Below are 25,141 nucleotides of genomic sequence, written 5' to 3'. Positions count from 1 at the left end.
TTAATGCGGTCGAACTTAGCCTCTCAGGTGATCTAAGACCACGTCATGGTGTTCTTTGGTTTTGAACTTATTGAAGACCTTTGAAATGGTTCCGTCTTGTTCAACCAAAAAGCTAATACGATGAATGCCGTCGTATTCTTTGCCCATAAATTTCTTTAGACCCCAAACACCGAAATCTTCGGCGACTTTATGATCCTCATCGCTAAGCAAGGTGAAGTTCAATTCGTCACGTTCAGTGAACTTAGCTAAACGTTTAGGTGCGTCAGGGCTAATACCCACGGAAACAACGTTATGCTTTGCCAGCTCATCGCGTTGATCTCGCAGGTTTTGTGCCTGCACGGTACAGCCTGGTGTCATGGCTTTCGGGTAAAAGTAAACCAGTACACGATGCTCTTTCAGTAAGTCTTTTAACGATACTTCGTTTTCATTTGCGTCTAGTAGCGTGAACTCAGGCGCTTTGTCGCCCGCTTGTAATGTATTCATGACTGTCTCCTTAGTCTTCCAGTAAATGAATAGGGGTATCTTAACCAACAGCTTATACGTTAGGAAAGCTTAGTCCGGTTTTTCTTCGGTTTACGGAACCTTCTGACTAAGATACGTTCCTATCTCTTGTGTTTCGTTAGGGCTGGCATTAACATTGGTGCCCAAAATTAAGGACTTGGAGAAGGTATGCTGAAAGGCAGTATCGTTGCACTGGTCACTCCTTTTACCAAATACGGTAATGTGGACTACAGCGAACTTGAGTTTCTGGTAGAACAACATATAAAAGCAGGAACCGACGCTATTGTTGCCGTGGGAACAACCGGCGAGTCAACGACGTTAACCCACGAAGAGCATATTAATGTGGTCAATGCAGTAGTGGAGCTGAGCGCTGGGCGTATTAGCGTTATTGCCGGGAACGGCTCTAACTCAACCAGTGAAGCCGTGCAATTGACTGAAAAGATGACTCAAGCCGGCGTTGATGGCTTTTTAAATGTCACTCCTTATTACAATAAGCCTTCTATGGCCGGGCTGATAGCGCACTTCGAGGCCTGTGCCGATGTCACTGATAAACCTCAAATCCTTTATAACGTACCGGGTAGAACCTGCTCGGACATGACGCCGGATATTATCGAAAAGCTGGCACAAATCCCTGGTATTGTCGGTGTGAAAGAAGCGACCGGTGATGTCAGTCGAGTTGCTGAGCTGAAAAAGCGCTGCGGCGACGACTTTATTTTATTAAGTGGCGACGACCCGACGTCTCGTGAGTTCATGTTTGCAGGGGGCCATGGTGTTATCAGTGTTACCGCCAACATTGCACCTGAGCAGATCAAAGCGATGGTCGATGCCGCGGTAAATGGTGATACAGATACGGCAAATAAAATTGATGAGCAACTTGCCCCCTTACATGAAATGCTCTTTATTGAGTCGAACCCTATACCAGTAAAGTGGGCGTTAGCGCTCATGGGATGGTGTAGTGCTAATTATCGTCTCCCCTTAACTCCACCAGAAGAGGCTAACCAAGCCATTATCGAAGCGGTGTTGGAAAAAGCTAACCTTATAAATACTCAGGAGTCATAATGAAATTGTCCTACCTTGCCCTGGCACTAACCGCAGCAACGCTGGCTGGTTGTTCCGCGGCGGATAGAGAAAGAGCCAGTGGTGGTTTTGATTACGTCAATATTCAACCGACTGATACATTGACGCTGCCCGGCGATCTTGAACGTCCTGAACGAGATTCCGAATACGTTGTCCCTCAAACCGACGTGAAAAATGCGCCGCTTGGTCAGCGCGTTAATATTACGGCTCCTCAGCAAGTGCGTCCGTTAGGCTTAGGTAGCCGCGTACTTGAAACTGAAACAGAAACACGCGTGTATTTCGATATTGTCGAAGGTATGGGTGATTCTGTGACGGAATTTGTAGAAGCGGCGGTTAAAACCGTACTTGAGCGCCGCGGTATTAGCTATGAAGTGCAGAGTAAAGGTCATTGGCTAACAGAAACCATGAGTCTTCAACAGACACTAGACGGTGAAGGTGGTTTCCTTGGCTTTGGTGGTGAGGAAGATCAACTGCAGGAGCGTACTTTCCGTTACGAAATTATTCAGGAAACTGAATCGCATAAGCGTACAACGTCGCTGCGAGTAGCAATTGATGACTTTACTCAACGTGTCGATGGTCGCACGGTAGACGTTGCGCCTGTTGTCAGAAATAATCTTGAAACGGAACTGTTGAATGTATTTATTTCTGAAGTGAACCGTAAACAGCAGCAAGCGGTCGCGCAAATGAAGGCCGAAGGCATTGATACGCAGTTAATTCAGTCTGATGCCGGAGAGAATATACTGTTGGTTGAAGACGACTTTGAACAAGCATGGCCATTAGTGAACTTGGCGCTACAAAGCATAGGCTTTGAAGTGGAAGATTTAAACCGTGAAACTGGCACCTATTTTGTCAGCTACAGCGAGCCTGACAGCGGCTTCTTGTTTATTGGTGGCGATGACTACGAAGCGTTGGATATTGAAGAAGGCGAATACGAGTTTAGATTGCTTGAGTCTGGAGATAATACTGCTGTACGTGTCTATCAAGATGATACAATGGTCTCTAAGCAATGGCTGGAAAGCATTTACGAAAACTTCCGAGCAGCTGTTAAACAGCAAAGTAAACTGTAATTAAGTGCGAGTGAAATAATCAATGGAAAAGCGCAGTGAGTTGTACCGGGGTAAGGCGAAAACGGTTTACCACACCGATGATCCAGATCGTCTTATTCTGGAGTTTCGTAACGATACATCGGCTTTTGACGGTGAAAAGGTTGAGCAGCTTGCCGACAAAGGCAAGGTGAACAATAAGTTTAACCACTTTATTATGAGCAAGCTGGAAGAAGCAGGAATTCCAACTCAGTTGGATGAATGTATCAGTGACACCGAATCGGTGGTGAAAAAGCTCGACATGATTCCGGTCGAATGTGTGGTGCGCAACTACGCTGCGGGCTCTTTGGTTAAACGTTTAGGCGTTAAAGAGGGGATGGAGTTGAACCCGCCGACCTTCGAGTTTTTCCTGAAAAATGACGCATTGCACGATCCAATGATAAACGAATACCACATTCAGGCATTCGGTTGGGCTAAGGCTGAGCAAATTGAAAAAATGAAAGAACTGACGTTTAAAGTCAACGATGTTCTGAAAAAGCTATTTGCCGATGCAGGTCTGCTATTGGTCGACTACAAGCTGGAATTTGGTGTGTTCAACGGCGAAATCATGTTAGGTGACGAGTTCAGTCCTGATGGTTGTCGTTTGTGGGACGCAGAGACTCGTGAAAAGCTCGATAAGGATCGTTTCCGCCAAGGTCTTGGTGGTGTCGTCGAAGCTTACCGGGAAGTCGCTAAGCGATTAGGCGCAGATATTTAATCCGGCTTATCGTTATGGTCCGTTTCAGAGTCGTCTTTTTTCTCTGACGACTTTGTACCGGGCCATTTAAATTTAGCACTGTATTTTAAGACCATCAGATTACTGACAATTACGCCTATGACTAGGGCGATTAGTAACCACACCAGATGTTCGTCCATCCCTCATCCTCTGTTATTGTATCGATATATTGTTTTTTTATCGTTGGCAAGTTATCCAGAATACACGGTTTGCCTTCAATATCGAGTGCACTAATAGTGGCTTCCAGAGCGTCCAATGACAGCAGCTTGAGACACTGACTAGACACTGGCCGGTAACTTAAATGCCAGGGCTCTTGTGCAACACCGCCCTGATAACGGGCATAAGGAAAGAAGAAGCCGTATTCATGGGCATGTTGTGTTAGCCATTGCCACAAAGTATAGCAAGGTCCGGACTCATTGACGTATTCGCCTGGCACCAACTCCAGTTTAAGGCTTTTGTCAGCATCAAAAGGGCGTGGGTCGTATACGTCGAGGTCGCTTCCCCAGTGATGACGACTACCACCGGGCAGCGCTGACCAATGCAGTATTGCCCACAGTTTTTCAATGTCGTTCAAGGCATTAACGTCAATAATCTCGCCATTTTTATCGCGTAAACTCAACTCGCCTCGCCATTTTCGGTTCCATATCGACAGCTGGCGGTCTAGTGAACGAAAACCTGACGCAATACGGATATCAACCCCGTTACCTAAGGCCGCCTGCTTAAGCTTCATGTAGGCTCGGGCGGTCTGCTCTTCCAAACGTTGGCTTTCTATGTCAATTAAATGCGATTCGGTGGCTCCGGTAATGTGCCTGAGACTTAACACAGTAAATTCTCCATACAACGCAGATAAACAGTACTGAGTTTGTCTAAGTCGTCTGCCTTCACCCGTTCATTGACTTTGTGAATGGTGGCGTTAACCGGTCCCAGCTCGACAAGCTGTGCCCCGGTTGGTGCAATAAAACGGCCGTCAGAGGTGCCTCCGCCAGTTGATAACTCTGTCTCGAAACCGCATTCAGTCGCTATCGCTTGGGTGACCGCTTCGATTAAGCTGCCCGACTCGGTTAAAAAAGGTGGACCGTTAAGTTTCCATTTTAGTGAGTATTTTAATTGATGCTTATCCAGGATTGCTTCAGTGCGCTGCTTCAACTCTTCAGCCGTGACCTCGGTGGAAAAGCGAAAGTTAAATTGAGTGTCAATGCGACCTGGTATGACGTTACCTGCCCCGGTTCCAGCGTTGATATTAGATACCTGAAAGGTGGTGGGTGGGAAACTGGCGTTGCCTTCGTCCCATTGCTCGTTGACCAGGTCAGTTAGCGCAGGAGCAACGTTATGCACCGGATTTTCAGCCAGGTGTGGATAAGCAACATGTCCCTGAATACCAAACACCGTTAAGTCACCGGTTAGGCTGCCACGACGCCCGTTTTTAACCACATCACCGAGCTTTTCCGTACTCGACGGCTCACCAACAATACACCATTCAATTGGTTCATTACGCTCTTGCAAGGTCTCGACGACTCGTTTGGTGCCGTTAATAAAGGGGCCTTCCTCGTCACTGGTAATAAGAAAAGCGATGTCGGCATCAACATCGGGATATTTTGTGATAAACGCTTCAGTCGCCGTAACCATGGCGGCTAAACTGCCTTTCATGTCGGCAGCACCGCGACCATATAAATAGCCATCATGGATAGTGGGTTCAAACGGCGGAAATTGCCAGTCATTAACATCACCTGGTGGCACTACATCGGTGTGTCCGGCAAAGCAAAACACCTTACGACCCTGACCTCGACGGGCCCACAAATTGGTGGTGTCTTCAAACACCATGGTTTCCAATTCAAAGCCTAGTGCCGCCAGGCGTTCGCCTATGACTTGCTGGCAACCTTCGTCTTCTGGTGTGACTGAAGGGCGGGCAATGAGCTCTTTGGCTAACGAAAGTGTTTCTGAGCTCATAAGTAGCGGTCACTCCACTCGGTTTCTTTAAATCCGCAGTGATAGCCTTCGTTGTCTTTTACTAGCGGGCGTTTGAATAACGTCGGTTGTTCAGCGACTAATTCCGCTAACGCGTCATGATTGCTTAGCGTTTTCTGGTCATCTGATAGGTTACGCCAACTGGTGCTGCGCTTATTAATTAGTCGGTCGGCGGGTAATTCGCTCAGCCAATTCAGAACCGTTTCTTTTTGCAGTGGTTGCTCACGAACATCAATAAACTGATAGTTAACGCTGTGCTTATCTAACCACTTCAGCGATTTTTTAACAGTGTCACAGTTTTTAATTCCGTAAATGGTCAACATTCTAATTTTACTCCGGTTCTTCATTTAGACAGGTTTCATTGGCTACAACACGTCCCGTTTGTTGCCAGTGTATCGGTAATTCACAAGCTTGTTCAGTTAATGCCGATAATAACACGCTTAGCCCCTGGTGTGACTGGGGTAAACTGCGTAGCCGGGGTAAATTTACAGACATTAACGGTGTGCCTTGCTCCACTTGTTTAGCGTGTCGACAGAGCACTTTTAGAGCATCATGCGTCAGGTATTGTTCGCCAGAGCCCCAAATGAGCTGCAAAGAAAAATGTTCGTTGATTTTAATGGCAATGTAATCGCCGCTCTGGCTTAAGTGCAGTAATTCGCCAGATACTGGCGCATACAAGGTACTGCCTGTTATGCTGAGTTGCAGACCACTGCCAAGCAGTTCGCTTCCGGCAATAGCTGAGGTTGAATGAGCTAACTGAACCCGCCCGGTTATTGGTGCGTATATCAATGGAAGCTGAGGTTGGGGCACTGGGTTTGAGCCTCTTATGGTGTTAATTTTAAGAGTATAGTGACAAAGCACGGGTAGCTTATCAACTGTATCCACATTATCTGTGGATATCTTTGTGCACTACACGGTTGTAACAGTGCAAGTTAATGAAAAATAAGGGTTATTTCTAGAGGTTGAATATCGTACAGCAATCAGTAAATTGATCATTTATGCAGCGTTTTCAGGAGTTATCCAGTTGAGTCAATCGTTTTTTCAAACACTTCGTGACGGAAAAGCCTATTCCGAAAAATGGCCTCACCACTCTGTGGTGGCGGCAATGACGGAATCCAGGGTGATTCCTATGACCCGCAAAGGGGTAAAGTGGGTGCCCGGCATAGCGGTGATTAATGCGGTGTTAACTTGGCAGTTTTTGCCGCAGGAACAGCTGGCAACCGGTATTATGCTGTCACTGATCATGTTGAGTTTACCCTTGCAGGGAATCTATTGGTTAGGTTGGCGTTCACAACAACAGCTGAAGCCGCAGCTGAAACGTTGGTATTTTGAACTTAGGAAGAAGCTTGAGGCGCAAGGCATTGCGGTTAAAACGGCCAATAACAAAGCGCCTCGGTATATGGACTTAGCGATTGTGTTGCGGCAGGCACTTGATCAGCTCCCGCCGCATGAGCATTAACGTTAAACCTTGAAAGTCGACCAAACCGGTGCGTGATCTGACGGTTTTTCAATACCTCTTAACTCGTAGTCAATACCAGTGTCTTCGCATTTTTTTGCCAGGCACTCGGTGGCTAAGATTAAGTCAATGCGCAGACCGCGATTGTCGTCAAAACCACGAGAACGATAGTCAAACCAGCTAAATTCGTTGTCCGTGTCCGGGTTCAGCAAACGGTAAGTATCCTGAAAGCCCCAGTTCATCAGTGTTTGAATCCACTCGCGCTCCTCTGGTAAGAAGCTGCATTTGCCGGTTCGCAGCCATCGCTTGGCATTGTTGTCGCCAATACCAATGTCATGATCAATACGCGAAATGTTCATATCGCCCATAACAATCACCGGGTCGTCGGCAGAAAGCTCTGTATTCAGGTAATTCATTAAATCCTGATAAAACTTCTCTTTTGCCGGGAACTTGGTGGGATGGTCACGACTTTCTCCCTGTGGAAAGTAACCATTCAATACGCGCACGCGTTGACCACTATCGAGTGGGTAGTCACCCATAATCATACGGCGCTGTGCATCTTCGTCGTCCGTTGGATAGCCGAACTGTGGGTTTTCCAATGGCTTTTTACTGAGCATAGCGACGCCATAGTGACCCTTTTGGCCGTGATAAATGACGTGGTAACCCATTGCCTCGACGTCAGCCAGAGGAAATTGGTCGTCATGAACTTTGGTTTCTTGAAGGCCGATGATATCAGGCTGGTGTTTATCGATAACGGCCTGAAGCTGGTGCAAACGTGCGCGAATGCCGTTGATATTGAATGAGATTACTTTCATTAAATGTCCTGTCGTCATGCTATTTTGCCAAAAGCATAACATAAGCCGGGAAAAACTTGGGATGCGAAAATATAAGAAAATTCGTATACTCGAGCGGGCGTTAGGTAGGGAGAATAAGACGTGCAGCAGCTACTTAATAATTTAGGAATGATGATTCGTCCGCATTTTTATGAAATTGCGATGATGATTGTGGCCACGTTGCTGGTCATTTACGGTAATGAAATTAATAAAATGGTAAAACGCCAGGTGGCGCATTGGCATTTCATACTCAGAACTTTAGTATTTGTGGTGGTGTGTGCCTTTGGTTATGGTTGGTTGCTAGTTTGGTTTACGCCGGTTTTAGCCAGCTGGCTGCATCAAATACCGCTTCAATTTGTTGCCGTCAGTGCTATAGGCATTGTCTTTTTACTGGGTATTCTTGCCGAACGGAAAAAACAACTATAAATCAGGGACAGTAGTATGAGCGACTGGATAGATATTAAGGCCGGTGCGCACGCGTATCAGCACATTCAGGAAAAACAACTTACCGCTGACGACATAGGCTTGTTGTTGGGGGCCTCTGGCGGGCCAAAGTGGTTTGTGTTGCAGGGCATCGACCGCTGGATGTTTGGTGACTTTTTTAAAGGCAATGACAAACCGTTGAATACGCTGGGAACGTCGGCAGGCGCTTGGCGTTTTGCTGCGCTTGGTCAGCACGATCCCGTCGCTGCCAGTGATTTGTTTTGTCAGTTGTACAGCACACAAACCTACAGTGAAAAGCCGGACCGAGCGGAAATTACCAGCGAAGCCAAAATACTGCTCGATAAATACATTTCTGACAAAGCCGTTGAAGAGATATTGGGGCAGTCGGCGTTTCGGCACCATTTCATAGTGGCTCGTTGTCGTGGCTGGACCGCATCCGAATCACGGCGCCAAATTGTTGGGTTGCTAAACTCGGCGATAGCTAATGGCATTAATCGACGTTGGCTAGGGCGTTATTATGAACGTGTTATTTTCCATCACCCGGACTCTGACGCAGCATTTACGAGAGACTGGAATGATTTGCCCACCACTCGGGTTGCTTTGAGCCAGGAGAACTTCCAGCCCGCTATTTTGGCGACTGGCTCAATTCCTTTAGTGCTCGATGGAGTTAAGGACATTCCTGGTGCGCCTAAAGGCATTTACCGTGACGGCGGTGTCACTGACTACCACTTCGATCTCGACTTCAGCAATGTCGACGGTTTGGTGCTATACCCGCACTTTAATCGCGACGTTATTCCGGGCTGGTTCGATAAACGACTTACCTGGCGTCGGACTACTGGCAAGAAGTGGCCTAATGTCATTTTTATTAGTCCGTCAGAAGCGTTTATAAAATCGTTACCTTACGGAAAAATTCCGGATAGAACCGACTTTGCTAATTTAGATGCAGAAACACGGATGAACTACTGGCGTAAAGCAATTGACGCTGGACGTCGAATGGGTGACCAATTACAAGACTGGGTAGAAAACGGCACGTTAAGAGAAAAAGTAAAGCTGTGGACGCCGTAGTGTATTGCTAGCTTAGAGTCCATGAGTGTCAAAACTGGCATCGCATAACTGCTCAAAACGCTCTGCGGCTAGGCGCCGGGCGCTATTAAGTTGCTTCGCTGTTAATTGGTGGATCAGTGACTGCAGCAGTTCACTTGCGCCTTCCTCACCCGCATTTTCAGCTAATGTCAGCCAGCAACACGCGTGAAAAGTGCTGTGCGGTAAATCGCGGCCTTGCATAAACATTTGCCCCAAATACAGCATGGCTTTGCTGTGTCCGAACAGTGCGGCGCGGCGGAAATGCTTAGCGGCTTCAAACGCCTGACCCTCTTTCATTAAATCGGCTGCTCGCACGTAGTGGTGTTTAGCAAAGCGCTGCCAGTATTCAGGACCGCGAACTGTGGGTTTGTTTTTAGCGGGCAGGCGAGTTTTGGCCAGCTCAATGAGCTGATCAACCTGTTGTAATAGTGCATTTTGCCATTCGTTGACGTTCGCCTGACTCATCCGGAATTGGTTATTTATGTTATTGTTGGCGTCAGTGTACACTATGTTTTTCAGTGGGCAAACTGCCTGACTCATAAGGACTATTCTCGCTTTCATGAAAACGCCAATTTCAAACGATAACCTTGCTGCACTGTTGAACGCAGGGACGCGGCTGAGTCTTTTTATCTGGGAAGACGTGCCCGGCTGGCCGGTGTTATTTGTTTCTGACAACGTTGAATCTTTATTGGGCTATCCTAAAAGCCGGCTGGTAAGCCGGGAAATTGAGTATAAGTCACTGGTGCACGAGGAAGATTTGCCACGGGTTTTGAAAGAAGTTGAACGGCTTACAAGCCTTGAATCAGGCGAGTCTATTACGCATGAAGACTATCGTTTGAAGCATGCACAGGGACACGACATTTGGGTGTCTGATACTACGGTTGTGATGACCGATGATAATGGCATTAATTACTTGTACGGTTACCTTATTGATATTACTGAGCGTAAACAATTAGAACTGGCGTTAGAAACAGAACGCAACCGCTTAAAGCTGCTATTGGATGCAACACGCTTAGGTACCTGGGAGTGGAACCCGCAAACCGGTGTGACTCTGTATAACGAACGCTGGGCGCAGATGTTTGGGTGGGAGTTACACGAGCTGGAAGCGCACGTAGCCAACTGGTCCAGTATTTTGCATCCGGACGATTATGAGCGGGTGTGGGAGTCGATTAAAAATCATCTTGACGGGGTAACGCCTTATTACGAGAGCGAACACCGTATTCGCCACAGAAACGGCAGCTGGGTGTATGTATTGGACCGGGGGAAGGTTATAGAGCACGACGAAAATGGCAGAGCGACACGTTTCACCGGAACGGTTACTGACTTGACCGAGCAAAAACGGTCAGAGCTTGATGCCAAACGCGCAGCGCACGCTAAAAATGTGTTTTTGGCGAATATGTCTCATGAAATAAGAACACCGCTGCACGGAATTTTGGGCGTGACTTCGGTTTTGGAAGCGTCTGAGCTTGATAGTAAGCAAAGTGAGCTGGTCGAGACGATAAAAGACAGTGGCGATTACCTGCTGACCACCTTGAACGACATTCTGGACTTGACCAAAGCAGAAGAAGGACAGTTAAAGCTGGTACTGGGCTCTCACTCACCGAAAAAAGTGCTTGAACACATTGCGCACTTATTTGAAAAGCCAATAACCGATAAGGGCGTCAAGTTTACTTTGAATATAGCCGATGACATTCCGGCAGTGACACAGATGGATCAGTCGCGTACAGCTCAGGTTGTCAGTAACTTGGTTAACAATGCGATGAAGTTTACTGAAACCGGTGAAATTAGTCTTTCGGCTCGCTGGAACGAAGAGTCGAGTTATGCGGGCGAACTCATTATAGAAGTTAAAGATACCGGCTTGGGCATAGAAGATACACAACGTATTTGGCAATTGTTCGAGCAGGAACAATACGGACTGAACAGGCCAAAAGGTGGTAGTGGTTTGGGTCTGGCTATTGTTCGTAGCCTTGTGCAATTGCTTGATGGCACCATCAGAGTGGATAGCGTGCCGGGTGAGGGGTCTTGCTTTACTGTTGAACTGCCCATGAGAACACAAAGTGGGGCTAGTGCTCATGCGCTTAAAAAAGAGTTACCGAATTTATCCACGCACCGGGTGTTGGTTGTTGATGACAATAGAGTTAACCAATTAATTATTAAAGAAATGCTGAGATCGCTAGGGCAAAAAGTGGAAATTGTCAGTGATGCTAAGCAGGCGTTTAAATTGTTTGCGACACATTCGTACGATGCACTCTTTATGGATGTACACATGCCGGGGATTGATGGGATGCAGGCGACACAGAAATTGCGGGGGATGAATATTAGGCAACCTTATATCGTGGCGCTAACCGCGGATGCTTTCCCGGAAACACGCAAGCAAGCGATGAACGCCGGTATGGATGATTATGTCACTAAACCCTTTGTTAAAATGGATATTGCGCAGGCCCTTAAGCGTTACGAAGCTCGTCAGAACTCGCACTTGCACAAACGTTTGCGATAGTATGTGCATCACTTTTAAGTCAGAACAGATAATAGGATCGCCGAATGGAGTTTAACAGTCGTTCTTACGTCGTATCTAAAGAGCTGGCGACAGCCGTCAATGCAGCAGTAACATTGGAGAAGCCTTTACTATTAAAAGGCGAGCCAGGTACCGGAAAAACACGTTTGGCTGAAGAGTTGGCCGATGCTTTAAATACCGAATTACTAACATGGTCTATCAAATCAACGACCAAAGCTCAGCAAGGGCTGTATGAATACGATGCAGTATCACGTTTGCGCGACAGCCAGTTAGGCAGCGACAAGGTTCACGATATTAGCAACTATATTCGCCCGGGAAAGTTGTGGCAGGCATTTACCGCTGACAGACGTCCTGTGCTGTTAATTGATGAAATTGATAAAGCCGACGTGGAGTTTCCTAACGACCTACTGCATGAGTTGGACCAAATGGCTTTTCATGTTTATGAAACTGGCGAGCAGGTTAAGGCCAGGGTGCGACCGATTGTACTCATCACCTCTAACAACGAAAAAGCGTTGCCGGATGCGTTTCTGAGACGCTGTTTCTTCCATTATATTCAGTTCCCTGATGAGGCAACGCTAAAACAAATTGTCGATGTGCATTATCCGGACATCCAAAAAGAGCTGATAGATGCGGCTTTGTCGCTATTTTTTGACTTGCGTGAAGTGCCGGGGCTTAAGAAAAAACCGTCAACGTCTGAGTTGCTCGACTGGCTGCGCCTGCTGCTGACGGAAGATATCAATGCTGAACAATTACAGCAAAGTCAGCAAACTGGCGACCTCTTACCGTTGTCTGGGGCGTTATTGAAACACGAGCAGGACATTGAACGAGTCACTGAACTTGCCCGCATGAAACGCCGGTAGTTGCCATGTTTGTTGAGTTTTTCCAAACATTACGACGTCATGGTTTAAAAACCAGCATTACCGAATGGCTGGATTTACTGGCGGCCATGAAAGCTAATTTATCGTTTGCTGATGTTGATCAGTTTTACCATTTGTCGCGATTAATACTGGTAAAAGACGAGTCTTACTACGATAAGTTTGACCGGGCGTTCGGCGAGTACGTCGAAAAGGTGTCAAAAACTGATGTTGCTGAAAAAATCCCGAACGACTGGCTTGAAAACGCGTTAAAGCGAGAGCTCAGTGAAGAAGAAAAGCAGAAAATTCAGCAGCTGGGCAGTTTGGAAGAGTTGATTAACACCTTTCATGAACGCTTGAAAGAGCAGCAAAAACGGCATCAGGGTGGCTCAAAATGGATAGGTACCGGGGGCACGTCTCCGTTTGGCGCTTATGGATATCACCCTGGCGGTATTCGCATTGGTCAGGAGGGCAATCGTAATCGCAGTGCCTCCAAGGTCTGGGACAGGCGTGAATTTAAAGACTTAGATCGAAATGCCAGATTAGAGCAACGAGGGTTTCAGGTCGCGTTGCGTAAACTCAGGCAGTTTGCTCGCACCGGCGCCGCATCAGAGCTTGATTTGGATGAAACCATTGCTGCAACGTCAAGAAAAGGCGGTTTACTTGATTTAAAGTGGCGGGCAGAGCGTCACAATGCCGTTAAAATTATATTGCTGTTGGATGTTGGCGGCTCAATGGATGACTACATTTATCAATGTGAACAGCTATTTACCGCATTGAAAAATGAGTTTAAGCATTTAGAACTGTTTTATTTTCATAACTGCGTGTACGAAGGGGTATGGCGCGCGAGCAGTCGCCGCCGGGAAGAGCAAATTCCGACCCAACAGCTGATACAAACGTACGGTGAGGATTATAAGCTGTTGTTTGTGGGGGATGCCACCATGGGCCCGTACGAAATAGCTTACCCGGGCGGCAGTGTCGAGCACTGGAATGAAGAGCCGGGCCAGGCATGGCTGGAGCGTTTAACTCGACATTTTGATAAAGTGGCTTGGCTGAATCCGCAACCTAAACAATACTGGCAGTACTATATGTCGGTTCAAATGATTAACGACTTAATGGCTGGTCGCATGTACCCGCTGACCATTGAAGGACTTGAAGAGGCGATGGAAAAGCTACGATGACATCAAAGGTTAACGTTGCACAGGTAAGTCAGTTTCAGCTGCTGTCAGATGCGCACCAGGCGTTGATCGAGCGGGTGAAATTGCTGCGTTCCGCAAAGAAACATATTGCGATGCAATACTACCTGTGGCGGCCGGACACCAGTGGGTTAACCCTCTTGAAGGAACTGCTGAATGCGGTAGAACGGGGAGTGACTGTCGACTTACTGCTGGATGATCATCACAGCAGACCCATAGAACCATTGTTGCGTGACTTATCCCGCCGTAGCAACTTTAACGTGAAGTTTTTCAATCCGTTTCGACATCGTCGCTGGCGCTGGGTGAATTGGCTGACCGATTTCAAGCGTATGAACCGACGTATGCATAACAAGGCGTTGGTTATTGACCAGCAAATAGCGATAGTGGGCGGGCGTAACGTTGGTGATGAGTACTTCGGAACTCATGCCGGTCAGCTTTTTTCTGATTTGGATGTTATTGCCCGAGGTCCGGTGGTCGCTAAAGTGCTGGAAGATTGGCGTCATTATTGGCAATGCGCTCTGTCTAAATCGGTTGGTTTGATAAAGCGAACTCATCGCAGTCGACTGTTTGAAGAAATATGGAAAGTGTTTGAGTCCAAGCCGGAAACGCAAGATTTAAACAAGTATGTGTTGTCGGACGAACAGTTAAATGATGATACCAAAGCATTGCCTGAATTTTCAGCATCAGCGCAGGTCGTCAGTGATGACCCCTTAAAAGCGGACTTGACCTCAAAACCTAAACGTTCGTTAACGCAGCAAATAGCCAAAACCATCGGCTCTGCGACTCAGTCTATCTTGTTAGTCTCGCCATATTTTGTCCCCACGGCAACCGGTGTAAAAGAATTAGAAAGCTTAGCTGAGCAAGGTGTTGAAGTACGTGTTTTGACAAACTCATTAGCCGTTACCGACGTGCCGGCCGTGCATGCAGGATATCAGCGCCGTCGTCGTCGTTTGTTGTTGGCAGGCATTAAATTGTTTGAGTTACGCCGAACGGAAGAGAAAAAACTACGAAAAGACATGAAACCTTACTTTCGCCGCTCTGCGTCAAGTCTGCATGCCAAAACAGTTACTGTAGACGGCAGCAAAGTCTTCGTAGGTTCATTTAATTTCGATCCACGATCAGCGCAGATCAATACAGAATCCGGAATTATTATTGAGTCGGTCGCTATGGCACAGCGTATTAACTCAATGTTTGATCATGAGCTTCCTATGCGTGCTTATGAAGCAAGATTGAACCGTTTTTATAAACTGTATTGGTTGGATAAAAGCCAAATTCCGGCGCAAAAGCTCTATAAAGAGCCCGGCGCTGGTATTGGCAGACGCTTAACGGTTTGGTTGACTGCGCGTCTGCCGGTGGACCATTTACTCTAAAGCCGTTCGGCTATCCAGCGTCTGACTTTTTGTTCCAGAATGACAAGTGGCACAGCGCCGTCTTCTAAAATGACCCGGTGAAACGCCTTAATATCAAATTTGTCGCCGAGTTTGCTTTCGGCACGGCGGCGTAACTCGCTGATTTTTAGTTCACCCACTTTATAGGCCAGTGCTTGCCCTGGTAATGCCATGAAACGTTCTGCTTCCGAAACAGCACGTGCTTCGGCAACTGGTGCATTTTCGTACATGTAGTCGAGCACTTGCTGACGCGACCAGCCTTTGGAATGAATACCGGTATCGACAACTAATCGAATAGAGCGCCACAATTCAGCAGCGAGTTGGCCAAAGCGTTGGTATGGGTCATCGTATAGGCCTAAATCGTAACCGAGTGCCTCAGAATACAGTCCCCAGCCCTCGGTATAAGCGGTTTCTCGACCGTACTTACGAAACTCGGGTAAGTCTTCAAGCTCCTGTTGAATGGAAATTTGGAAGTGGTGACCCGGCGCTGCTTCATGCAAAAACAGGGCGGTTTTGGCCCAGTTAGGGCGTGACCCTAAATCATAGGTGTTCAGGTAAAATATTGCCGGGCGTGACTCATCTGCAGGCGCTGATTGATAAGAACCTGAACTGGCTGACTGCTCACGAAATTCTTCAACTTTTCTGACTTCGTAGTCGGCTTTCGGAAAAATATTGAAAAGCTTACTAACACGTTCATCAACTGTGCTGCGTAATGCTCGGTAGTCCTCGACCATTGCTTCACGACTTTCGTAAATAAACTGAGGGTCGTTGGTCATAAAGTCAAAGAATTGTGACAGGTCACCGTCGAATTCAATTTCCTCCATAATGTCTCGCATTTGTGAATGAATGCGCGCCACTTCGCTTTTTCCTATTTTATGAATGCGGTCGGCGTTAAGTTGCGTTGACGTATTGGCCTCTATCTTATGTTGGTACCAGGCATCGCCGCCGGGTAATTGGCCAAGACCGAAAGTTTCGGTGCGAGTATGAGGTAAATAGTCATCTTCCAAATAAGTGGCTAACATTTTGTAGGCAGGTATTACGGCATCGCTTAATACCTGTTTATAGCGCTGCTTTATTGCCTCTGCTTCTGAGCCTGAAATAGTCTCAGGCATATTGGCTATGGGCGTCCAAAAGAGAGTGTTCTCCACATTATTATCAATATGTGCCGTAATTTGCGGTATGGCCTTTTCAATTAATACGCGCGGTTGAACAATGTCTTTCTCCACGCCTTTTTTCATGTTGGCAATGGCTTGCTCGAATAGGCGCGGAATTTGTTCCATTCGCGAGGCCCAATTTTCATAGTCCTGAACCGTTTTAAACGGTTGCGCCGACTCACCGGATCCCAGCATGGCTAAACGACCCGCCAGATTATAAAACTGGTTAATTGGAATAAGGTGCTCCGGGTACTGCAGCCCTTCAAGCTCTAACTCCATTTTACGTTTGAAAATGTCGTAGCTGATGCGTTGGCTGCGTGAGAGTTGCTCGGCATTAATGCCGGATATTTTATCCAGGAAGCGTTGGTTTAACTTACGTTGCTTTTCAATGTGTTGTTCGGACAAGTAATTGGGCAGCAGGTCGTTATAGCGCTTGTCGCCAATGTATGTCGCTAGTAGCGGGTTAAGCTTCAGGTTCTGCTCAAAGTAGTCGTTGTAAATGGCATCAAGCTGTTCAGAGACGGACGATTGCTTAATAACGGAACCGGCGTTTTCCGAGCCTGAGTTGTTTGTCGCTTCGCCACAACCGCCTAGAAGTAAAGAAATAGAAACCGCAATCAGTGTCTTTTTCATCGTTGAACCTTTCATTGTCGTTATTGTTGCTAAAATACTAGGTGTTTGGCTGCTATGGTGCAATCCAAAAGGCAAAACGAACAGTAGAAGTAATACACCGTTTCAAGAAGGAGTTTTTATGACTAAGGCATACGCAGCGGAATCTGAACAGTCAGGTTTAGCCCCTTATGGTATTGAGCGTCGTGAATTGAGAAGTGACGACGTTGCTATTGATATTCTTTATTGTGGTGTGTGTCACACCGACATTCACTATGCTGAAAATGACTGGGGCGGCACCATCTACCCGGTGGTTCCGGGTCATGAAATTATTGGCCGTGTGACCTCTGTTGGTAAAGACGTTAACAACTACAAAGAAGGTGACTTGGTTGGTGTTGGCTGTATGGTCGATTCTTGCCGCAAATGCAGTTCTTGCGATCAGGGCCTAGAGCAGTACTGCTTAAACGGCATGGTGCCAACCTATAACGGTGAAGACCTGCACGATAAAAGCATTACCTATGGCGGCTATTCCGAAAAAATTGTGGTCAGCGATCGTTTCGTGGTGCGCGTGCCTGAGAAACTGGATGCGGCAAAAGCGGCTCCCCTGTTATGTGCGGGCATTACTACCTACTCACCGCTGCGTCATTTTGGCGTGAAAGAAGGCCATAAAGTTGGTGTTATTGGTATGGGTGGCTTAGGTCACATGGGTGTAAAATTTGCCAAAGCCATGGGGGCTGAAGTCACTATTTTTACTCGCTCGGAGAGCAAGGTCAGCGAAGCAAAAAAGCAAGGCGCCGACCATGTCATTATATCGACCGATGAAAAGCAAATGGAAGCGGCGGCGGAAACGTTCGATTTCTTGTTAGATACGGTACCTGTTCAGCATGACTTAAATCCGTACATTAACTGCCTGAAAGTCGACGGCACGCATATTCTGGTTGGCTTATTGGAGCCAGTTGATCCTGCTTTGCAGGCTGGGCAACTAGTAATGAAGCGTCGAGTTTTAGCTGGCTCGCTCATTGGTGGTATTCCTGAAACTCAGGAAATGCTCGACTTTTGTGCCGAGCATGACATTCACTGCGACGTTGAAATGCTAGATATCAAAAACATCAATGACGCGTTCAAACGCATGAAGAAAGGCGATGTGAAGTATCGTTTTGTCATTGATATGGACACGTTAAAACAGTCGTAGATTGAATTTAAACCACAATTTGTGGTTTACTAACGTCTGGAAGAGGTGCGGTACTCAGGCAGCTTAGCAAGCATCTACCAAAGAGCTAAGCGAGGGGAGTAACCGCCGAGGCGCAAGTGCATGGAATGGCTTGCGTCGGCCGTCGAGTTTGAACACTTGCGGCTGTCACCGCTAGGTGGAGAGCTTCTGGAGACCCTCCTTTTTAAGCTCTCTGAACGTTGTTGTATTCAGTTCAGGGGAAACTATGTTACCCATTCATGTTGCAAAGTTCGGCGGCACCAGTATGGCTGATGCCGAATCGATACAAGCTTGTGTCGAGGTTGTCGAACGCCAGAACAACCCAAGTCTGGTTGTGGTCAGTGCCTGTGCCGGTGTCACCAACCGTTTAGTGGCAATAAGCTATTCTCATACGCAAACAGAACGGCAACGCTTGTTCGATGAGATTGTCGATATTCATTGCCAGGCGGCGTCCGCATTACCTAAAGAAAATGCGGTGCATCATCATCTCGCGCAGTTGCATCAGCTGTTACACATGTTGGTTCAACAAGCGCCTGATACACTGGAGAGTCATCAACGACAAAAGCGGGATGAGTTGTTAAGTTTTGGTGAGCGTTGTTCGTCGCGATTGTTTGCGGCGTACTGGTCACAAACGGCGGCAGACGTTGAAGTTGCTGATGCGCGCTCTTTGTTAGTCACTAATAGTCATTTTGGTAATGCGTTCCCCGATATAGGAAAGACCCGAGAGCACTGTGCAGATTTACGGGAACAGTTAAGTCAAGGCGCCAGAGTGGTGACTCAGGGCTTTATTGGTTCCAGCGAGGAAGGCAATACTACTACCTTAGGACGCGGTGGCAGTGACTACAGTGCAGCAATACTGGCGTCCGCGCTGGACGCGGAGCAGTTGAATATCTGGACGGATGTGGCTGGCATTTACACAACTGATCCGCGTATTTGCTCAGAGGCGAGACCTTTAGAGCAAATTAGCTTTGCCGAGGCGGCAGAATTGGCGACCTTTGGTGCAAAAGTGCTGCATCCGAAGAGTCTAAAACCGGCTATTGAAAGCGGCATTAAGGTCTTTGTGGGTCATAGTCGTTACCCGGAAAAAGGCGGCACGCTTATTTTGCCTGAGCCCGATGAACGACCCTCTATTCGTGCACTGGCGCGACGTAAAAATCAGACACTGTTGACGGTGAATAGTGTCGATATGTTGCATGCAACTGGCTTTTTAGCACGTCTATTTGACATTCTGGCACGCTATGACATTAGTGTCGATTTGGTGACAACCTCTGAGGTCAGCATTGCATTAACTCTTGACGAAGAAGGGTCTCAGGCAAATGGATTGTCAATGTTACCGGAGGCTATGCTGGATGAGTTGCGGGAATTTGCGACCGTAACGATTGAACAGGGTCTGAGTCTAATTGCGGTCATTGGCAACGATATTGGTCACTTTGGCGATATTTCTCCCTGGGTGTTAGAGGCTGCATCGCCGGTGCCTATACGCTTAATTTGTCAGGGAGCCAGTCGGCATAACCTGTGCTTTTTGGTTGCTGACGAACAGGCGGAAAACATCATTAAAAAACTTCATGCAAAACTATGACGGTAGTGCCTACTTCGGTTTATAATGCTCGCCAATTTTTGGGCAATTAAAGACAAAGAGCGAGTCGTTCAATGGAGCTGTGGCAAGCCATCATACTAGGGATAGTGCAGGGCATTACCGAGTTTTTACCCATTTCCAGTTCAGCGCATTTAATTCTCATGCCAGTGCTGACCGGCTGGGATGATCAGGGTGTTGGGTTTGATTTATCAGTGCATGTAGGAACCTTGCTGGCGGTGATTCTCTATTTCCGTAAAGACGTTACTGCATTGTTTACGGACGGGCTTCGTTCAATTCCTGCTCGCCAAAATGTCGGACAAAGCAAATTGGGTTGGATGGTCGTTATTGCCACCGTTCCGGCCTGCGTTTTCGGCGTACTGCTGCTTGACTATATTGACACAGTATTACGAGCGGTGTGGGTGATTATCACGACCACGGTGGTGTTTGCAGTGCTACTTGCTGTTGCTGACCGTTGGGGACGCGGCCGTCGCCAGCTTGATGCTATTGGCCTGAAAGATGCCATTATTGTCGGTCTGGCTCAGGCCGTTGCGCTTATTCCCGGCACGTCGCGCTCCGGGGCGACCATTACTGCCGGATTATTCATGGGGCTTGATCGCGAAACGGCTTCAAAGTTTTCCTTTTTTATGGCCATCCCCATTACCACAGCGGCCGCTTTAATTAAGCTGCTTAGCATCTACAGCGAAGGGATAGCTGTTGACTGGCATGGCTTTATTGTGGGTGGCGTGGCTTCGTTTGTAACGGCAATTACAGCCATTCACTTCTTTTTGAAGTGGCTTAATGATTTTGGCATGTGGCCATATGTTATTTACCGTTTGGTGCTTGCGGCTGTCCTATTTTGGGTGTTTGTGTAAACCATGTACGAGAACCTAAAAAAACAATTATTTGAGCTTAAAAGCAATCGTATTTTTGAGTTTGCGGTTATTGCTGTCATTATCATTTCTGCACTGGAAATTGGTGCGAAAACTTATGAACTTCCGGGCGTCGCTAATAACCTATTGTTGGGCTTGGACTGGTTTATTACCGTCTTTTTTGTGGTGGAAATTAGCATTCGCTTTATTGCTGACCATGACAAAAAGAACTTTTTTAAAAATGGCTGGAATGTTTTCGATACCTTAGTTGTTGTGGTCAGCCTGATACCAATAAATGATTCAGAACTGGCGCTTTTAGCCCGCTTAGTGCGAATATTCCGAGTGCTTCGGATGATTTCCATTATCCCTGAGCTTCGCACCCTTATTACCTCTCTTTTGAAAGCTCTACCGCAAATGGGTTATGTGGTTTTGCTGATGTTTATCATCTTCTATATTTACGCCGCAGTTGGAAGTTACCTGTTTGCAGATATTAACCCGTTTTTATGGGATAACATTGCGACGTCTATGTTAACGCTTTTTAGGGTCATGACGTTTGAAGACTGGACAGATATTCAATACGAAACCATGGAAGTGTATCCATGGAGCTGGCTGTTTTATATGACGTTTATATTCCTGACCGCTTTTGCTTTTTTGAATATGGTTATTGGTATTGTTGTTAATGTCATGGACAAAGAGAGTCAGGCTGAAGCAGAAGAACTGCGCCAGCAGCTTGAGGAAGAGCAGGGGCCTGAGCCGACCATGCGTGAACTGCAGGATGAGATTCGCGAGCTTAAATTGCTATTGCAGGCTCAACGGCAGAACACTGAGTAAGTTATGCAAATCGGCGGCTGCAAAATTGAAATTACCCGCAAGCGCATAAAACATCTTTATTTAAGGATGAAAGAACCTGGCTGTGTTCAGGTCTCGGCGCCAAAGCATTGGCCGGGAGGTTATATTCAGTCAATTTTAGAAGCGAGAAGTGATTGGATAAAAGAGCAGCAACAAAAGCTATTGCAGCGGCAATTAGCAACCCCTCGGTTTCAATCCTATGAAGATCATGCAGAGGTATTTTTTGAAGGGCAAAGCTATCGCTTGAATGCGGTACTTAAAAGCGCCTTTCCTCACCTTGGCGCAGTGACGCTTTGCCAAAAGAACAAGACATTAACCTTAAGCCTGTCTGATCCTTCGAACTTAGATGCCCGTAAAAAACAGTTAGATAAATGGCTTCGCGCTCAGTTAAAAGGGCGTATTACGCAGCTACTGGAACAGTGGCAACCCATTATGGAGGTTGCCGCCAGTGACTTTGGTGTGAGAAAAATGAAGACTCGCTGGGGCAGCTGCAACATTCGTACTCATAAGATCTGGTTAAATTTCGACTTGATTGCGAAAGCGCCGGAAAGCTTGGAGTACGTGGTCGTGCACGAACTCACACACTTATATGAGCGTTACCATAATAAGCGGTTTTACAGCCTTATGGATCATTATCTACCCGACTGGCGAGAACGAAAACAGCGGCTCAATAGTTAGCGAAGATCTTGCCCTAGCTGATTTTGCGCGATAAGTCTGAAAACATAAGCGACTTTAAATAAGCCCGCTAAAATAACTTGAGATAAGTGCAAAAATACCAGCAGCATAAGTGGCAGGTTTTCTTCCTGAAACCAGGCCAAATAAAACACAACAATTGAAAGTAGTAAGAACACCACCATAGAGGTGTTAGAGGTTTTTTAACAGTGTTAGAGGTTTCATAATAAACATTCCTAATGCATGTTTAATAAGTGCATTTTATATGCATCTTTAATATAGATCAAGAAAAGTGTTCAAGGAGCAGGCAATGCGGTATTTACATACCATGGTTAGAGTGCACGATTTGGAGCGTTCATTGCACTTCTATTGCAATTTACTCGGCATGAAAGAAGTGTCGCGCAAGGAAGTTGAGAAGGGGCGGTTTACCCTAGTTTACCTTGCCGCAGAAGATGATTATGAACGTGCTGAAAGCGAACGTTCTCCTGAACTGGAGCTGACCTATAACTGGGATCCTGAAACGTATAGCGGTGGTCGTAATTTCGGACACTTAGCGTTCGAGGTAGATAATATTTATGATCTTTGCCAGAAGTTGAAGGATAACGGGGTTATTATTAATCGTCCCCCGCGCGACGGTCACATGGCGTTTGTCCGTTCACCCGATAATATTTCTATCGAACTACTCCAAAAAGGCGAAAGCCTTCCGGAACAAGAACCCTGGGCGTCAATGGAGAATATCGGTACATGGTAATTGAGGGCTAAATCGCCTATAATCTTGCCACCTTTTTTTGCATATTTACTTTAGGTCCAACGAATAGGAATGACTATGTCGACTGATAAAGCAAAGATTATTTACACTGAAACGGACGAGGCGCCACGCTTGGCGACATACTCGTTATTACCGATTATTGAAGCTTTCACAAAAGCGGCCGGTGTTTCAGTGGAGACCCGCGATATTTCTTTGGCTGGTCGTATTATTTCGCAGTTTCCGGAGTACCTGACCGAAGAACAACGTCAGTCAGACGCTTTAGCTGAGCTGGGCGAAATGGCGAAAACTGCAGAAGCAAACATTATTAAGCTGCCAAACATTAGTGCGTCTATTCCACAAATGACGGCATGTATTAAAGAGCTACAGGAACAAGGTTACAAACTGCCGGACTTTCCGTTTGACCCGCAAACAGACGAAGAAAAAGACGTTCGTGCACGTTACGACAAAGTAAAAGGCAGTGCGGTAAACCCAGTGTTGCGTGAAGGTAACTCTGACCGCCGTGCACCAAGTGCAGTAAAAAATTATGCGAAAAAGAACCCACATCGTATGGGGGAGTGGTCAAAAGACTCGAAGTCTCACGTTGCGCACATGAGCGATGGCGACTTTTACAGCAGTGAAAAATCAATGACATCGGCTACCGATGACAGCTTCAAAATTGTTTTAGAAGCGAATGGTGAGCAAAAAGTACTGAAAGAGTCTGTGCCTGTGTTAGCAGGTGAAGTGGTTGATGCAGCCACTATGAACAAAAAGCAATTGCAGGCGTTCTTTGAAAAGGAAACCGCTGCGGCAAAAGAAGAAGGCGTTTTACTGTCTCTGCACTTAAAAGCGACCATGATGAAAGTGTCTGACCCAATCATGTTTGGTCATGCGGTACGTGTTTTCTTTAAAGACGTTCTTGAAAAGCATGCCGACGTGATGAAAGACATTGAATTTGACGCCAGCAACGGTATTGGCGATTTGTATAACAAGCTTGAGAAATTGGATGCAGATAAGCGCGCTGAGATTGAGGCTGACCTAGAAGCGGTTTACTCAAGCCAGCCTGAGTTAGCCATGGTTAACTCGCACAAAGGTATTACGAACCTGCACGTTCCAAGTGACGTTATTATTGATGCGTCTATGCCTGCGATGATCCGTGATTCGGGCAAAATGTGGGACAAAAACGATAGCCGTCAAGATGCTAAAGCAATGATTCCTGATCGCTGCTATGCCGGCCTTTATCAAGAAACCATTAACTTCTGCAAAGAAAATGGCGCTTTTGATCCATCGACTATGGGTACCGTACCTAATGTTGGTCTAATGGCACAAAAAGCGGAAGAGTATGGTTCGCATGACAAGACGTTTGAAATTCCAGCTGACGGTGTTGTAAAAGTGCTGAATAAGGCCGGTGATGTTGTGTTCGAACATAACGTTGAGGAAGGTGATATCTGGCGTATGTGTCAGGTAAAAGACGCTCCTATTCGCGACTGGGTGAAACTGGCAGTGACCCGTTCACGCTTAAGCGGCATGCCTGCGGTATTCTGGTTGGACAGCAACCGTGCGCACGACGCTCAGTTAATTAAGAAAGTCGAAGAGTACTTAAAAGAGCACGACACTGACGGTCTTGATATCCAAATTATGGCGCCGGTAGAAGCAACTCGCCACACACTACAGCGTGTGAAAGAAGGCAAAGATACCATTTCTGTAACCGGTAACGTTCTGCGTGACTACCTGACCGACTTATTCCCAATTCTGGAGCTGGGTACGTCAGCGAAAATGTTGTCAATTGTGCCTCTGATGAATGGTGGTGGTCTATTTGAAACAGGCGCTGGCGGTTCTGCACCGAAGCACGTTCAGCAGTTTGTGGAAGAAAACCACTTACGTTGGGACTCTTTAGGTGAGTTCCTGGCGTTAGCGGCCTCTCTTGAACACTTAAGCCGTACGTTTGATAACAAGCGTGCACAAGTTCTGGCTGACAGTCTTGACGTTGCAACGGCTAAGTTCTTAGACGAGAACAAGTCACCGTCGCGTAAAGCTGGTGAAATTGATAACCGCGGTTCTCATTTCTATCTGGCCATGTACTGGGCAGAAGCGTTGGCGAATCAAAACGACGATGCTGAACTGAAAGAACGTTTCAGTAAGCTGTCTGACAAACTGTCTGGTAATGAGCAAGCCATTATTGATGAACTGAACGGCGTTCAGGGCGTGAAAGTGGACATTGGCGGTTACTACCAGCCAAACCCAGAGAAAGTGTCTGCAGCAATGCGTCCTTGCTCTGTATTGAATGAAACCTTAGCTAGCTTATAATTGAGCAGTCTAAGCTAATA

The 25,141-nt window shown here is 46.8% G+C and carries 26 protein-coding genes and 1 riboswitch; of the genes, 17 read left to right on the top strand and 9 right to left on the bottom strand.

From position 1 onward, the window contains the following. Positions 1 to 15: 15 nt before the first annotated feature. Positions 16 to 483: a thioredoxin-dependent thiol peroxidase gene (gene bcp / locus EST55_RS03620; protein ID WP_129496530.1), complete on the bottom strand. Its 468-nt coding sequence runs from the start codon at positions 481 to 483 to the stop codon at positions 16 to 18. A gap of 186 nt (positions 484 to 669) precedes the next feature. Here bcp and dapA point away from each other — a divergent pair, with 186 nt between their 5' ends. From dapA to purC, 3 genes are read left to right on the top strand one after another with little or no spacing between them, the layout of a single operon-like run. Next, positions 670 to 1,560, top strand: a complete 891-nt coding sequence (gene dapA / locus EST55_RS03615; RefSeq protein WP_100691972.1) for a 4-hydroxy-tetrahydrodipicolinate synthase — start codon at positions 670 to 672, stop codon at positions 1,558 to 1,560. Next, on the top strand, positions 1,560 to 2,645 hold the full coding sequence (gene bamC / locus EST55_RS03610; protein WP_129496529.1) for an outer membrane protein assembly factor BamC: 1,086 nt from the start codon (positions 1,560 to 1,562) through the stop codon (positions 2,643 to 2,645). Before dapA ends, bamC begins: the two co-directional genes overlap by 1 nt. Before the next feature lie 22 nt (positions 2,646 to 2,667). Continuing rightward, a complete protein-coding gene (gene purC / locus EST55_RS03605) occupies positions 2,668 to 3,378 on the top strand; it encodes a phosphoribosylaminoimidazolesuccinocarboxamide synthase (protein ID WP_088768028.1) in 711 nt (236 codons plus the stop codon). On the opposite strand, the gene EST55_RS12320 is transcribed toward purC, so the two are convergent. From EST55_RS12320 to EST55_RS03580, 5 genes are read right to left on the bottom strand one after another with little or no spacing between them, the layout of a single operon-like run. Next, positions 3,375 to 3,473: a hypothetical protein gene (locus EST55_RS12320; RefSeq protein WP_240665238.1), complete on the bottom strand. Its 99-nt coding sequence runs from the start codon at positions 3,471 to 3,473 to the stop codon at positions 3,375 to 3,377. The genes purC and EST55_RS12320 overlap by 4 nt on opposite strands. Positions 3,474 to 3,508: 35 nt before the next feature. Beyond that, entirely contained in the window at positions 3,509 to 4,219 is a 711-nt protein-coding gene (locus EST55_RS03595; protein WP_129496527.1) for a M15 family metallopeptidase, read from the bottom strand. Then, entirely contained in the window at positions 4,213 to 5,343 is a 1,131-nt protein-coding gene (gene dapE / locus EST55_RS03590) for a succinyl-diaminopimelate desuccinylase (protein ID WP_129496526.1), read from the bottom strand. Before dapE ends, EST55_RS03595 begins: the two co-directional genes overlap by 7 nt. Further along, positions 5,340 to 5,684, bottom strand: coding sequence for a Spx/MgsR family RNA polymerase-binding regulatory protein (locus tag EST55_RS03585; protein WP_100691976.1), 345 nt, complete (start codon positions 5,682 to 5,684; stop codon positions 5,340 to 5,342). Before EST55_RS03585 ends, dapE begins: the two co-directional genes overlap by 4 nt. A 7-nt stretch (positions 5,685 to 5,691) precedes the next feature. Continuing rightward, positions 5,692 to 6,246 carry a PTS glucose transporter subunit IIA gene (locus tag EST55_RS03580; protein ID WP_157803493.1) on the bottom strand — a complete coding sequence of 185 codons (555 nt, stop codon included), beginning with the start codon at positions 6,244 to 6,246 and terminating at the stop codon, positions 5,692 to 5,694. Between the two features lie 139 nt (positions 6,247 to 6,385). Between EST55_RS03580 and yfbV the strand changes: the two genes are divergently transcribed. Further along, positions 6,386 to 6,820 carry a terminus macrodomain insulation protein YfbV gene (yfbV, locus tag EST55_RS03575; protein WP_100691978.1) on the top strand — a complete coding sequence of 145 codons (435 nt, stop codon included), beginning with the start codon at positions 6,386 to 6,388 and terminating at the stop codon, positions 6,818 to 6,820. 2 nt (positions 6,821 to 6,822) lie between these two features. Here yfbV and xthA read toward each other — a convergent pair whose 3' ends face one another. Next, positions 6,823 to 7,632 (bottom strand): exodeoxyribonuclease III, encoded by an 810-nt coding sequence (gene xthA, locus EST55_RS03570; protein ID WP_129496525.1) that lies wholly within the window; start codon positions 7,630 to 7,632, stop codon positions 6,823 to 6,825. A 120-nt stretch (positions 7,633 to 7,752) separates the two neighbouring features. On the opposite strand from xthA, the gene EST55_RS03565 reads away from it, so the two are divergent. Both EST55_RS03565 and EST55_RS03560 read left to right on the top strand, forming a co-directional pair. Beyond that, a complete protein-coding gene (locus EST55_RS03565; protein WP_100691980.1) occupies positions 7,753 to 8,076 on the top strand; it encodes a DUF3392 domain-containing protein in 324 nt (107 codons plus the stop codon). A gap of 15 nt (positions 8,077 to 8,091) precedes the next feature. Then, on the top strand, positions 8,092 to 9,159 hold the full coding sequence (locus EST55_RS03560; RefSeq protein ID WP_129496524.1) for an alpha/beta hydrolase: 1,068 nt from the start codon (positions 8,092 to 8,094) through the stop codon (positions 9,157 to 9,159). 12 nt (positions 9,160 to 9,171) lie between these two features. On the opposite strand, the gene EST55_RS03555 is transcribed toward EST55_RS03560, so the two are convergent. Then, positions 9,172 to 9,717: a hypothetical protein gene (locus EST55_RS03555; RefSeq protein WP_240665230.1), complete on the bottom strand. Its 546-nt coding sequence runs from the start codon at positions 9,715 to 9,717 to the stop codon at positions 9,172 to 9,174. Between the two features lie 19 nt (positions 9,718 to 9,736). Here EST55_RS03555 and EST55_RS03550 point away from each other — a divergent pair, with 19 nt between their 5' ends. The 4 genes from EST55_RS03550 to EST55_RS03535 are packed head-to-tail and all read left to right on the top strand — an operon-like array spanning position 9,737 to position 15,112. Beyond that, positions 9,737 to 11,674: a PAS domain-containing hybrid sensor histidine kinase/response regulator gene (locus tag EST55_RS03550; RefSeq protein WP_100691983.1), complete on the top strand. Its 1,938-nt coding sequence runs from the start codon at positions 9,737 to 9,739 to the stop codon at positions 11,672 to 11,674. A gap of 44 nt (positions 11,675 to 11,718) precedes the next feature. Next, entirely contained in the window at positions 11,719 to 12,552 is an 834-nt protein-coding gene (locus EST55_RS03545; RefSeq protein WP_100691984.1) for a MoxR family ATPase, read from the top strand. Between the two features lie 5 nt (positions 12,553 to 12,557). Then, positions 12,558 to 13,727, top strand: coding sequence for a VWA domain-containing protein (locus EST55_RS03540; RefSeq protein ID WP_129496523.1), 1,170 nt, complete (start codon positions 12,558 to 12,560; stop codon positions 13,725 to 13,727). Continuing rightward, positions 13,724 to 15,112, top strand: coding sequence for a phospholipase D family protein (locus EST55_RS03535; protein WP_129496522.1), 1,389 nt, complete (start codon positions 13,724 to 13,726; stop codon positions 15,110 to 15,112). Before EST55_RS03540 ends, EST55_RS03535 begins: the two co-directional genes overlap by 4 nt. Here the strand turns inward: EST55_RS03535 and EST55_RS03530 are convergent. Further along, a complete protein-coding gene (locus tag EST55_RS03530) occupies positions 15,109 to 16,917 on the bottom strand; it encodes a DUF885 domain-containing protein (protein ID WP_129496521.1) in 1,809 nt (602 codons plus the stop codon). The two genes, EST55_RS03535 and EST55_RS03530, sit on opposite strands and share 4 nt — an antisense overlap. 118 nt (positions 16,918 to 17,035) lie before the next feature. Here EST55_RS03530 and EST55_RS03525 point away from each other — a divergent pair, with 118 nt between their 5' ends. The 7 genes from EST55_RS03525 to EST55_RS03490 all read left to right on the top strand — a co-directional run bounded on the left by EST55_RS03525 (position 17,036) and on the right by EST55_RS03490 (position 25,121). Then, positions 17,036 to 18,085, top strand: coding sequence for an NAD(P)-dependent alcohol dehydrogenase (locus EST55_RS03525; RefSeq protein WP_129496520.1), 1,050 nt, complete (start codon positions 17,036 to 17,038; stop codon positions 18,083 to 18,085). A 32-nt stretch (positions 18,086 to 18,117) separates the two neighbouring features. Beyond that, positions 18,118 to 18,279, top strand: a riboswitch (Lysine riboswitch). 50 nt (positions 18,280 to 18,329) lie between these two features. Beyond that, complete coding sequence (gene lysC, locus EST55_RS03520) at positions 18,330 to 19,682, top strand: lysine-sensitive aspartokinase 3 (RefSeq protein WP_129496519.1); 1,353 nt, start codon at positions 18,330 to 18,332, stop codon at positions 19,680 to 19,682. A 71-nt stretch (positions 19,683 to 19,753) separates the two neighbouring features. Further along, complete coding sequence (locus EST55_RS03515; RefSeq protein WP_129496518.1) at positions 19,754 to 20,551, top strand: undecaprenyl-diphosphate phosphatase; 798 nt, start codon at positions 19,754 to 19,756, stop codon at positions 20,549 to 20,551. Positions 20,552 to 20,554: 3 nt separating this feature from the next. Next, complete coding sequence (locus EST55_RS03510; protein WP_129496517.1) at positions 20,555 to 21,379, top strand: ion transporter; 825 nt, start codon at positions 20,555 to 20,557, stop codon at positions 21,377 to 21,379. Between the two features lie 3 nt (positions 21,380 to 21,382). Beyond that, entirely contained in the window at positions 21,383 to 22,075 is a 693-nt protein-coding gene (locus tag EST55_RS03505; RefSeq protein WP_129496516.1) for a SprT family zinc-dependent metalloprotease, read from the top strand. A gap of 304 nt (positions 22,076 to 22,379) precedes the next feature. Beyond that, positions 22,380 to 22,820, top strand: coding sequence for a lactoylglutathione lyase (gloA, locus tag EST55_RS03495; protein WP_088768049.1), 441 nt, complete (start codon positions 22,380 to 22,382; stop codon positions 22,818 to 22,820). A gap of 75 nt (positions 22,821 to 22,895) precedes the next feature. Beyond that, entirely contained in the window at positions 22,896 to 25,121 is a 2,226-nt protein-coding gene (locus EST55_RS03490; RefSeq protein WP_129496514.1) for an NADP-dependent isocitrate dehydrogenase, read from the top strand. The last annotated feature ends 20 nt before the right edge of the window (positions 25,122 to 25,141 follow it).

The sequence above is a fragment of the Idiomarina sp. 29L genome, from assembly GCF_004123135.1.
GTDB lineage: Bacteria > Pseudomonadota > Gammaproteobacteria > Enterobacterales > Alteromonadaceae > Idiomarina.
Note: the sequence above shows the minus strand (reverse complement) of the source record. Positions and strands in the feature narration are given on the sequence as shown.